The organism is Ensifer sp. GW823-FHT05D09, from assembly GCF_058795755.1.
In genome coordinates, this window is the sequence record NZ_JBXAIA010000011.1 from 139,542 (window position 1) to 151,875 (window position 12,334).

At 63.1% G+C, this 12,334-nt stretch carries 6 protein-coding genes; 2 read left to right on the top strand and 4 right to left on the bottom strand.

What is annotated here, in order from left to right:
- Positions 1-209: 209 nt before the first annotated feature.
- The 3 genes from pbpC to AC1Q80_RS26100 form a co-directional block, all read right to left on the bottom strand.
- Positions 210-2,291 carry a penicillin-binding protein 1C gene (gene pbpC, locus AC1Q80_RS26090; RefSeq protein ID WP_492362301.1) on the bottom strand — a complete coding sequence of 694 codons (2,082 nt, stop codon included), beginning with the start codon at positions 2,289-2,291 and terminating at the stop codon, positions 210-212.
- A gap of 8 nt (positions 2,292-2,299) precedes the next feature.
- Positions 2,300-7,756, bottom strand: a complete 5,457-nt coding sequence (locus AC1Q80_RS26095) for an MG2 domain-containing protein (protein WP_492362302.1) — start codon at positions 7,754-7,756, stop codon at positions 2,300-2,302.
- A gap of 151 nt (positions 7,757-7,907) precedes the next feature.
- Positions 7,908-8,573: a GntR family transcriptional regulator gene (locus AC1Q80_RS26100; protein ID WP_173423043.1), complete on the bottom strand. Its 666-nt coding sequence runs from the start codon at positions 8,571-8,573 to the stop codon at positions 7,908-7,910.
- Between the two features lie 287 nt (positions 8,574-8,860).
- On the opposite strand from AC1Q80_RS26100, the gene AC1Q80_RS26105 reads away from it, so the two are divergent.
- Complete coding sequence (locus tag AC1Q80_RS26105) at positions 8,861-9,892, top strand: trans-3-hydroxy-L-proline dehydratase (protein ID WP_173423042.1); 1,032 nt, start codon at positions 8,861-8,863, stop codon at positions 9,890-9,892.
- A 12-nt stretch (positions 9,893-9,904) separates the two neighbouring features.
- Here the strand turns inward: AC1Q80_RS26105 and AC1Q80_RS26110 are convergent, their stop codons facing one another.
- Positions 9,905-10,522: a helix-turn-helix domain-containing protein gene (locus AC1Q80_RS26110; RefSeq protein ID WP_492362303.1), complete on the bottom strand. Its 618-nt coding sequence runs from the start codon at positions 10,520-10,522 to the stop codon at positions 9,905-9,907.
- Between the two features lie 221 nt (positions 10,523-10,743).
- Here AC1Q80_RS26110 and AC1Q80_RS26115 point away from each other — a divergent pair, with 221 nt between their 5' ends.
- Complete coding sequence (locus AC1Q80_RS26115) at positions 10,744-12,321, top strand: ABC transporter substrate-binding protein (RefSeq protein ID WP_492362304.1); 1,578 nt, start codon at positions 10,744-10,746, stop codon at positions 12,319-12,321.
- Positions 12,322-12,334 lie beyond the last annotated feature (13 nt).

Genomic DNA, 12,334 nt, shown 5'->3' on the forward strand with positions numbered 1-12,334 from the left:
CGGCACGGCGCAAGCGTCCGCACCCTCTGCCGACAAAACTTACTATTTCGTGAATCTTACGCGGTGCTGTTCGCCCATTTACCGGTCCATTGCCGGTTGCTCCTGTGTTGGAGGTTCGGGGGTGTCGGATAGGGCTGCGTGCCAGTGGGCATCGCCGCACGCGACCACGCGTCGAGCGGAATGCGGAAATTGAGGAATGCGGCTTAGTGCTATTCGATGAAGACGCGAACACTAGCCGCCCGCCCGATGGCGTCGATCACCGTAAGGGTGGAATAGCCGGCCCCATCCGGTTGCCACTGCGTCGTCCGTCTGCGGGTGGGGTCGGGCAGCGGTCTGCCATTGGCAAGCCAGCGGAAGGGCGCGCGACCGCCTTGCAGCTTCAGGGTCAGCGGCGACATTGTCTCAAGGTTGGCGCCCAGTTCGACGCGTGCGCCCTCGGGCGGAAAGACGATCTGTGGCGCTGGCTCGCGCGCCGAGGCGTTGACCAACCCGCTTGCCGTCATCGAGAAGCGGCGTTGGCTGATCGGCAGCTCGGTCTGCGAGATGCGTACGGCACCGGCCGGCGCATCCGGTAGCGGCGTGATCGGCAGGCCGGATTTGGCAAAGCCTTCAAACAGGATGGGCGCGGCGGAGCCATAGCCGGTCAGGCCGGGAACGGCGCCGTTGTCTGGTCGCCCGACCCAGACGCCGAGAACATACCGGCCGTCGTAGCCGACCGACCACGCGTCGCGGTAGCCGTAGCTGGTGCCGGTCTTGTAGGCGATACCCCGCTGGCGGCTTCCCGCCGGCGGCAGAACCGCGGAAAGCACATCCGAGACATGCCAGGCGGAAACCGGGGAAAGAAGCGGCTCCCCGTCGATCAGCCCAGCCGTGCCCGTGATGCCATCACCGAGGCGCACGGGGAAGCCGCGATTGGCGAGACCCGCATAGAGCTGCACGAGGTCGCGCAGCGTCATGCCAACGCCGCCGAGGCCGATTGCGAGACCCGGAGCCTCGCCGGCCGGCAGCACCGGCTTCACTTCGGCGCGGCGGAACCGCACCATCAGCCGGGCAGGGCCGACGACGTCGAGCAGCCGGATCGCCGGCACGTTCAAGGACAATTGCAGCGCCTGGCGTACGCTGACGTCGCCCTGGTAGCTCATGTCGAAATTGCGCGGGCGGTAGCCGAAGAAGTCGGCCGGGCGATCCTCGATGATGGTTTCCTGGCTGACCAAACCCTCTTCAAAGGCGAGGCCGTAGATGAACGGCTTGAGCGTAGATCCGGGTGAGCGGTTGATCCGCGTCATGTCGATCCAGCCCGAGCGGCTTGCATCGAAGTAATCGGCCGAGCCGACTTCGCCGATGATCTCGCCGGTGCGGGCATCGGCCATGATCATGGCGACGGACACCCTCGGTCCCAACTTGGCGGCGCCATCGCGCGCAACCGCCTCGAGCCCGCGCTGAACACTGCGGCGCAACGTCGTTTGATGCTTTACGGCGGTCGGCTGCTTGCGCAGCGCGAGCTCGGCCAGATGCGCGGCATAGGCAGGCAACTGAAGGCGGCGCGTCGGAATGGCGGTCATCGCCGCGCGCCCAGCCTCGCCTTCGCCGATCACGTCGGCAACGGCCATGCGGGTCAAGACGCGCTGGCGAGCAGTCTCGGCGGCTGCGTGATTTCTGTCGGGCCGGCGCTTTTCCGGCAATTGCGGCAGCGCCACGAGCAAGGCAGCTTCGCCGACCGAAAGGCGTTTCGGCTCCTTGCCGAACCAGGCAAGGCTGGCTGCGCGCACGCCTTCGAGATTGCCACCATAGGGGGCGTGGCTGAGATAGAGATCGAGGATCTGGTCCTTCGAAAGCCGGCGTTCGATCTGAATAGCGCGAGCAATCTGCAGCAGCTTGGCCGTCACGCTTCGCTGCTCGCGCGGTTCGATCAGCCGCGCCACCTGCATCGAAAGCGTGGACGCGCCGGAGACGATGCGGCCGTTGCTGACGAATTGCAGCGCGGCGCGCCCGAGCGCGAGGATGTCGATACCGGCATGTTCTCGAAAGCGTTGGTCCTCATAGGCGACCAGCATGCGCAGGAACTGCGGATCGACGTCATTGATAGTCGTCTTCAGCCGCCAGAGACCGTCAGGCGTTGCAAAGGCCCGCAGCAGTTGGCCTTCGGCGTCGAGAACCTCCCGTGAGACGATGCCGGCTGCCTCAAGCGGCGGCGGAAAGGCCCGGTCGGCCTTATCGAGGGCAAAAGCCGCTAGTCCCGTCAGCAACAGGCCGACGGGTATCGCGATCAGCAGTTTGTGCCCTATCGACATCGTTTGGCCTATTGCGCTGCCAAGACCTCCATGCGCCCTGTCGCGGTGCGGGCCGAGAACTGCGGCCGGTACATGTCTTCGACGCTTGCAGCCGGATGATCGTAGACACCAGGGTTCACGGCGCGCACGACATAGGCGAGCGTCAGCTCGCGGCTGTCTCCTGAGGTCCGGTCGAAGGCGGCGACGAACCGGTCGTTGCGGAACTCCGTGTGGGTCGCGGTGATCTCACCGAGCCATTCGAAGTTGCTCAACTGGGCGCTGTCGACCAGGCTCGGATTGTCGATCTGGAAGCCTGCCGGCAGCAGATCCGACACCAGCACGCGCGACGGCCAGTCATTGGTCTCCGTCACTTTCAGCACTACGACATACCGCTCGTTTTGCCTTGCCTGGCTCACATTGGCTTCGGCGCCGTCAAGCGTGTAGTAGGTGCGTTCGATGGCAAAGCCATCGCCGCCGGCCGACAGTGGCTGAGCCGGGGCCGCAACCGTGGTCACCACGGCAGAGACGGCGTCAGCCCCTTCGTTCTTGATCACGACCGGGTGCGACAGCAGGGCGTCGCCGGTGATCCGCGCGGCGTAAGCGCCGTTCTTCGAGGCGCCGTTGACGTCGAGCAGCATGTCTTCGTCACCGCCCTGAACGGCGCGTGCGGCGAGCAACATCCAGGCCTGTTCCTGTGTGCTGGTGTATTTCTTCTGCTCCCATTGCCGTGCGACGATCTTCGACAGTTCCGGGATGATCGGCGGAACCGGGCGGCTTTCAGCGGCCAGCGCCAAGACTGCCGCATCGTCGCGAAGCGAAGAGCCGTAGTCGGAGCGCGACAGGCTGACATTGACGAGGCCCGTCGACATGTTGGCCGACGACGCAAAGATCTCCTGCGACCGCTGGGCATCGCCATAGAGCGCGAGGGCTGCTGCGACGTGTGCCTTGGCGAGCGGCGTCGGGAAGTCGTTGATCAGCGTGTTGGCGTAATAGCGGATGTCATTGACCGCCGCCTTGCGATTGCGCGCCAGCACGTAGAGCGAATAGGCAATTTCATTGCCACGATCCTTGACGTTGGTGTCGTAGCCGAGACCGTTTTGCAGGTTTTCGAGTGCCTGAACCATGGCTGCCTCGGGCACGTCGTATTTCTGTTCGCGTGCGCGCGTCAGGAAGTCGGTGACATAGGCATCGAGCCAGAGGTCACCGTAACCCGGGCCCCACAGGCCAAAGCTGCCTGATGACGACTGGTAGGAGAGCACGCGATAGATCGCCTCCTGCACCCGCTTCGTCACTTCGTCGTCATCGGCAAGGCCCGACTGCTTGGCAAGTTCGCTCATGTAGAGCAGCGGCAGCGCGCGGCTCGTCGTTTGCTCGGCGCAGCCATAGGGATAGCGGTCGAGCGACATCAGGATGGCGGGAATGTCGAAGGCGGCCGAGCGGGTGACGCTGAGCGACACCGAGGCGCCCTGCAGCACGCTATCGGCCAGCAGTTGGCCGTCGATCGTCAGGCTGCTGCCCGCCGCCAAATTGACCACCTGCCGTTGGGTCACCGGCAAGGTCGCCGGGCGCACAGGAATGTTGAGCGCCTGTTCGAGGGATAGCCCGGAAGCGCCGGTGAGCTGGACCGTGACCTGGCCGTCGCCCGGGTACTGGCCGACCAGCGGCAGCGTCAGGACCGACTTGCCGCCAGCATCGAGGCGGACCGTTTCGCTTGGACCAGCCTGTTCGACGGTGACCGGCCCGTTGGTCGTCAACTGGACCTGGTAGTCGCCCGCTGGCGCATCGGTGTTGGCGATATCGAGCCTGAGTTCGGCACGGTCTCCGGGTGCCAGGAACCGCGGCAGGCTCGCGGTCACCACAATGGGATCGCGGATGACGACGTCGCGCACCGCATGGCCGACGCCGGACTTCGTCCAGGCGACGCTCATGATACGTGCGGTGCCGTTGAACTGCGGGATGTCGAAACTGACGGTCGCCTTGCCGTCGGTATCAAGCTTCACCGGGCCTTCGAAGAAGGCCACGAGCTTTTCGGTGGGAGGGCTTCCCTGCAGTGCCACCTGGCCGCCATCGCCGCCGGTGCGCAACTTGCCGGTCGCGCCAAGCGAGCCGTCAATCAGCCGACCGTAAAGATCGCGCATTTCGAGACCCAGCTGACGCTGACCGAAATACCAGGCGGCCGGATCCGGCGCTTCGTAACGGGTGAGGTTCAGGATGCCGACGTCGACCGCGGCGATCGTGACATAGGCTTCCTCATTTGCGCCGGCGCCTGCCACCTGCAGGCTGATATCGAGCGGCTTGCGCGGTTCGGTCTTTTCGGGCGCTTCGAGGGTGACGGCGAGCTTGCGCTCGGCCGGATCGACGGTCAGCCACTTGATGCCGATCGCGCGCATCGGCATGCGGCTTTCCTGCGCGTCACCGGGGCGGTAGAGCGTCGCGGTCACATAGGCGCCGGCGCCCCATTCGGCGGTAACGGGTAGATCGACCTCACCGCCTTCGGCGGCAATCGTCGCGCTCTTCGTCGTCACCAGGTCTTCCGTTCCGACGGTCACCAGCAACTCGCCGGCAAAGCGCGGAGAAACCTTGAGCTTGGCAGTCTCGCCGACGGAGTAGTTTTCCTTGTCGAGAGCGATCTCGAGGCCATCGGGCGTCTCTGTCGATGTCGAGGCGACATACCAACCAGCATCGAACTCGACGCTTGACGTCGGCCCATCGAGGGCGGCGGTCTCAACTTCGAGACGGTAGCGCCCCCAGCCGACGGGCACTGAGATCTCGCCGCCATCGGCGGTCACATCGACCGTGCCGTTCGCCACCTGCTTGGTGGTGACAACGGGTTCATACTTCCAGGCGGTACCGTCGCGGTACCATTGATAGTTGCGCTCGACGCTGATGAGCTTCCAGAGCGCGCCCGGCATGGCGGCCTTGCTGCCATCGGGGTCGATGGCAATCACGCGGAACTTGCCGACCGAGTTCTCCTGAAGGTCGCCCGAAAATTCCGGCTTGATGCCGATGACGGGCCCTTCCGGCTTTACCGGCAGCGTCAGCGAGCGTTCGATGGCACGGCCTCCGGCCTCGCGCATGCGGACGGTGACGTTGGCATTGATGAGTTGTGTCGTGGATGGGACTTCGGCGAGCGCGACCTCGAACGTCGATTTGCCCTCGTCATCGAGGGGTAAGAGCTCTTCGAGCGGCAGGCGCGTGTCCTCGCTCGCCTCTTCGTCGGCAAGGCCGAAGAAGTATCCCTTGAAGGCAGCATTTTCGCGTGTGGGCTTCAGAACGACTTCGCCCTCAAGCTCAAGCCCGGCGGCCGGTGCGCCATAGAGATAACGGCCATCGACGGCGACCTGTACCGGTTCGCCGATGGCAATTTCCTTGGCTTCGCTCGTCAGATCGAACTCGGTGCGATCGGGAACGAAATCGTCGACCAGGAACTGCTTTTCTCCGATCGGTGAGGCCTTGGGGTCGGTGAAGATCTGCATCGTCCAGGTGCCGCGCATGGCGTTTTCCTGAACATCAAGGTCAAGCGTGTGACCGCCGAGTTTGCCGCCATCGCTGATCATCCGGCGGTATTCGACGCCATCGGGACGCAAGAACACGAAGGTGAGCGGCAGGTTTTCGATCGCCTCGCCATTGACGTCGCGGGCGAGCGCTGCCGCATGCACCGTTTCGCCGACACGGTAGATGCCGCGTTCGGTCCAGGCAAGAATGTCGATCGCACCGGGGGCGGCGCGGCCGGTCACGCCGCGATCCGACAGGTCGAAGCCGGCCCGGGTCATGTCCAGGAAGACGAAATCGTCTTCGCCGTTCCTGGCGGTGATCACAGCGGGGGTCAGCGCGGCCGTGCCGCGGATGAGGCCCGCGGTGAAGGTGGCACGGCCGTCTCCGTCGGTCGTCGCCGTTCCGAGGATCTCGTTGTTCTTGGCGACGAGCTGCAGCTCGACGCCCTCGATCGGCTTGGCGGTCGCGAGCGACCGGGCAAAGACATTCAGCCCATCGGTGCCTGCGTAGGTCGATACGCCGATGTCGGAGACGACGAACCATTGGGTGGCACGGGCATCCCAGTCCTGGCTGATGCCGGTTTCGGACGCAGCCGTCAGCACGTAGACGCCGGCCTTGCGCTTCGGCAAGGCTTCATCGACAGGGAAGCTGGTGACCACTTCCTTGTTGAGCACGCTCTCGATGGAGATCGATCCTTCCCAGACCAGTTCGCCGCTTTCGTCCTGAATGCGCTGGGCGCTGTAACCGTCGATCTGCGTCAGGAATTGCGAATTCTGCAGCACCTGCGCCAAGCTGCGGTCACCGATCCGATAGAGCTTGAGCTTGGCGCTGTCGGTGTTGACGGAAACAATCGGAATGCCGCGGCGCGCCGTCGACGGCAGCACGAAGCTGTCGCCGGTAAAGCGCACGACCTGGCCGCGATCCTTGACGTAGACCTCAAGAGTAACCGGTGCTTCCAGCACTTCGTCGACCGACGAGGGCAGGCCGGTGCGCAGCGTCAGCTTATATCGCTGGCCATGCGACAGACCCTCGACGCAGATCTGGTCGCCCTTGGCTTCCACCGCCTTTGCGGCAGCGCCATCGACCGTGACGAACGAGGCATAGTCGGCGCCGCTCTTCAGCAATTGCTCGGAGAACTGCACGCAGGCGCGCGGTGAGGCGCTGTCGGCGTCGACGGTATTTTCAATGACGCGGAAGCGCTTGCGCTCTTTCAGGTCGAGATAGGCGGTCTCGACCGTCTTCGATTGCACCAGCTCAAGGCTGGCCTTGTAGGCATTGAGCGAGCCGCGGAAATTCTCGGAATTTTCCAGCGCCTTGGCGAGAACTGCCAGTGCATGGGCGCGGCTTTCGGCGGTGCGGGTCAACTGATAGCCGTTGATTGCTGCAAGAGCGGCCTGCGTCGCCACATCGGTATTGCCGGTGATCCGGTTTGCCGTGCGTGCCGTCTCGAGCCACAGTTCACTGTCGTCGGGAGTGATCGCAAGCGCGCCCTGGAATGCCTTCAACGCGGCGTCGATCGTCCCCGACGACGCCAGAACACGCGCCGATTCGATCAGGCCGTTGACGCCAAAGCCCTGCTGGTCGTCGGCAAGTGCAAGGTTCGCCTTGGCGTCGCGCGCATCCTGCAGGATCTGGTCGGAGAGGAAGGAGAGACGTGGTGGTGCGCCAAGATCAGGCTGCACGGCCTGTGCCTGCACGACCTTGCCGGCGATGGCGCCCGCAAAGTCGTTCAGCTGGTTGAAGTCGGATTTCAGGAAGCACCATTTCACCTTGGGATTGTAGGTGAACGCACGGCAGGATTGATCCGCGATGCAGGCGGTCTCGCACTGCTCCAGGGAAACATTCTGCTCGGTCCGCAGATCGAAGCCGAAGTAGTCAGCGTCCTGAGTGATCTCGACCTGGCGACCCGTCTCGGCCGAAAAAGCTGGATATCCAGCGGTCAGAACAGAAACAAGGAGAGTGGAAAGGCCGAAAAACGCGCGCACAGACATCCAGTCCTCCCAACGCAACCGGTCTCGATAGAGCTTCACCTTTTCAAGGTTCGGGACGCCTTGTCAACCTTGGACGTCCAAGAGTTGAAAGACGATTTGCGCAGAAAAGAACAACTCGTTCCCAGATGGCTGCGACCCTTCGAGGAGGCGCTTAACCTCGCTGTTCCCTCAGGAAAACGACGAGCGAACGTCCGGCGTCGAGGATATGATCGCGCGTCAGCGCGGAGGCCAGATCGGCATCCCCCTTGGCACAGGCGTCGAAGATCGCCTCATGCTCGCGCGCCGCGCGCTTCATGCCGTCCGTCAACGTCAGCTGGGCGCGCAGATAGCGATCGATGCGGTCGAGCGAGGCGCGCACGATCTGTAGGTAGTAGGGCCGGCGCGCGGCCTCATAGAGGCTATAGTGGAAATTACGGTTGGTTTCGCCCCACTTGGCCGAATCGGATTCTTTGCCAAACTCGTCACAGTGCCTGCGGGCAAGGTCGAGCGTCTTTCGATCCAGATTGGGAACGGCGAGCCGGATGACCTCGGCTTCGAGCAGGGCGCGAAACTCGAAGATCTCCTCGATCTCCTCGATGGAAAGACCGGCGACGACGGCGCCCTTGTAGCGCTGTGTGGTAATCAACCCGTGCTGTTCAAGGCGCGACAGCGCTTCTCTTACCGGGATACGGCTGGTGTTGAACATCTGCGCGATCTGGTCCTGCCGCAGGTTCTCCCCTTCGGCGAGCGCGCCTTCGATGATCGCCTTGCGCAATGCCTCGTAGACGATATCGGCGGCGGAAGCGGCTTGCCTGATATCAACGGCATCGAGTTTCATCGCGTCCAATTCCCGGTGGCTTGTGTCTCTGGCTATGGCAGTGCGGGGCCTGCCGTCCTTCCGGTCATAGGTCCATTCCTGCGGCCGGGCAACAGAGGCCGAGGCAACCGCGAAAATTTCGTATATTTCACATTGTATATTGGATCCAATATTTCTATGACTGTTGGCGCGTCGGCGGTGGCGGCTCTTCAGTCGCCGTGGGAGATCCCTTCTCCCGCGCGTCGATGTACAGATATCAAGGCATAGGCATGTGGATGCGGTCCGCATGCATCGCGTGGAGGCGAAAAATGCGCAGCAGCAAGGTCATTCATATTGTTTCCTGCCATGCGGAAGGCGAAGTCGGCGATGTTATCGTCGGCGGCGTGGCGCCACCGCCGGGCAAGACGCTCTGGGAGCAACGACGCTTCATTGCCGAGGATCAGACCCTGCGCAATTTCGTGCTCAACGAGCCACGCGGCGGCGTCTTCCGCCACATCAACCTGCTGGTGCCACCGAAGGATCCGCGCGCGACCATGGGCTTCATCATCATGGAACCGGAGGACACCCCGCCGATGTCCGGTTCCAACTCGATCTGCGTTTCGACCGTGCTGCTCGACAGCGGCATCGTGCCGATGCAGGAGCCCGAGACGAGAATGGTGCTGGAGGCGCCTGGCGGATTGGTCGATGTCGTCGCCACCTGCCGCAACGGCAAGGCAGAGCGCATCACCGTCACCAACGTTCCTTCCTTTGCCGGCAAGCTCGACGCGAAGATCGAGGTTGAGGGGCTCGGCACGCTCACGGTCGACACCGCCTATGGCGGCGACAGCTTCGTCATCACCGATGCGCGCACACTCGGTTTTTCAGTGACGCCGGACGAAGCGCGCGAACTGGCCGAAACCGGCATCAAGATCACGCGGGCGGCCAATGAGCAACTTGGCTTCACGCATCCAGAAAACCCGGAATGGGCGCATATCTCGTTCTGCCAGCTGACGCTGCCGGTCGAGGAACGCGACGGCGTCCTGCATGGCCGCAACACTGTGGTGATCCAGCCGGCAAAGCTTGACCGTTCGCCAACCGGCACCGGCTGCTCGGCGCGCATGGCGGTGCTGCACGCGCGCGGGCAGATGAAGGTGGGGCAGCGTTTTGTCGGCCACTCGATCATCGATTCGACGTTCGATTGCCGCATCGTGGCAGATGCGACGGTCGGCGGTCGCCCGGCCATCATCCCGGAAATCTCCGGGCGTGCCTGGGTCACCGGCACGCACCAAGTGATGCTGGATCCGGCCGATCCGTGGCCGTCAGGCTACCGGCTTGCCGATACCTGGCCGCGCAAGCAGTAGGCCAGCTGACGTCTATTCAGCAATGATGCGCGTGGTGCCGACCCAGAGTTCGCGGGCCGGCCCCGCGCCGATGTTGCGGGCGCGATGCGGCAACGATGAGGGGAAGTGGAGGGTGTCGCCAGCCTTCAACACATATTCCTTGCCGTCGATCTCGTAGAGCATTTCCCCCTCGATCAGATAGAGGAAATCCTCGCCTTCGTGGCTGGTCAGTTCGGACGCGTAGCCGACCGGCATATGGGTTATGCAGCCGTTAAGCTGCGCGCCCGGAAAGCCGCGTTCAAGCAGCTCATAGACCCGCTCCTTCGTCTCGACATTGTAGCCGCGGCGTTCGCCGGCATGCGACACCATGGAATGGGCGTGCTGCGGCGGCTGCGACAGGAACGTGTCGACGCTGGTGCCGAGCGCATTGGCGACATTGTAGAGCGAGATCAGCGACGGTGTGGAAATGCCGCGTTCGATCTGGCTGATGAAGCCCTCGGTCAGCCCGGCTTCGCGCGCGACCTGTTTCATCGTCTTGCCGATTTCCTTGCGGCGGGCCCGCAGCATCTGGCCGATCGTTGCGGCCGCGGGCATGTCGGTAATAGGGGCGCCAGCATCTGCTACTGGCACCTCATCGGTATCGAGAGGCATGATTTTCTTTCCGCTTGACTCGCGTCTGTTGTTGTACTTTAGTCCGACTAAAGTCGACTATGCAAGCTCCGCTGCTGGCCGGCTTATAAAGGGGAACAACAAGAATGCCTTCGCGACAATCCGGACGCAAAGAAAAACGTTCGAAAAAATTGGATCCAATATCCAATTAGCCGGAGGCATGTTCCGGCAATGGCCGGGCGATCAAACAGGAGGAGTGAGAGATGAAACGTTTGTTGCCGATCTTACTGGGTGCCGCACTTGGGCTCGCTGCGGCCACATCGGCGCTCGCCATCGAGCGTGGCGGCGCCATGACCTTTGCGCGCTACGACGATTCCACCGTCATCGACCCGGTCTACGCCGATCGCAATCCTGATCTCTGGATGGTTGCCGGTCTCTACGAAACTCTGCTGCGCAACGGCCCTGACGGCTCGATCGTGCCCGGATTGGCTGAGGGCTACGACGTTGCCGCAGACGGGCTTTCGATCAAGCTCAAGCTGCGCGATGGACTAAAATTCTCCGACGGCTCTGCTTTGACGGGCGCCGATGTGGTCTTCTCGCTCGACCGGGCCCGCAATCCCGAGCTTGGCCCCTGGGCCGGCCTGCTTGGTGCCGTCGACAAGGTTTCCGCCGATGGCAACCAGGTGACGCTGACGCTCAAGAACCCGGACCCGACCATCGTCTCTATTCTTGCAACGTTCAACACCGGCATCATGCCCAAGGCGGCCTTCGAGAAGGCGGCTGGCGCCAACGATCAGGAAAAGGCGCGCGCCTTCTTCGAGGCAGGCCCGGTGACCTCGGGCCCCTTCACCATGAAGAGCCGGGTGCAGGGCTCAAGCATGACCTTCGAGCGCAATCCCAATTACTGGCGCCCCGGCACGGACGGCAAGCCGCTGCCCTATCTTGACCAGGTCGATTTCGTCATCATTCCTGACGATGCCACCCGCATTCTCAAGCTTCAGGCCGGCGAAGTCGATGCGGCGGAATTCATTCCCTTCGCCCGTGTGGGTGAGCTCGGTGCCGATCCGGCGCTGAAGATGGAACTCTTCCCGTCGACCCGCATCGTCTATGCGCCGATCAATACGCGCGAGACCCGTAAGGACGGCTCCAAGAACCCGCTTGCCGACGCCAAGGTGCGCCAGGCGCTGAACTACGCCACCGACAAGAATGTGCTGATCAAGCTCGTCACCTTCGACACCGGCAAGCCGATGACGTCGCTCATGTCGGCCGCCACCCAGCTTCACTATGGCCCGGAGCCGCTCTACCCCTACAATCCGGAAAAGGCCAAGCAATTGCTTGAGGAGGCCGGTCTTGGCGGCGGCTTCGAGGTGACGTTTACCACGCTTGCCGGCAGCGCCGATGATGCGACGCTGTTCACCGCTCTCCAGCAGATGTGGTCGCCGCTCGGCGTCAACCTCAAGGTCGAGCAGGTCGACAATCCCACCCGCGGCGAGAAGAACCGGTCCGGCGACTTCGATATCCATACCTATGGTTGGGCGAACGACGTCAACGATCCGGCGCAGGTGACCGGCTGGCTCGGTTACTACAAGCAGCGTCAGGCCGTTGGCACCGGCTGGAACAACGAAGCGTTCAACGCGCTGTTCGAGAAGTCCAACGTTGAGGTCGATCCGGCCAAGCGTAAGGACGAATACAAGAAGATGCAGGAGATCTATGCGGACGGCGCGCCGCTGCTCTTCCTGTTCGAAACGCCCTTCGCTGTCGCAGTCTCGAAGTCGGTCGAAGGCTATGTGCAGACGCCTCTCGGTGCGAATGACTTCTCCGAGGCCTGGCGGGCCAAGTGACGACTGCCTGAAT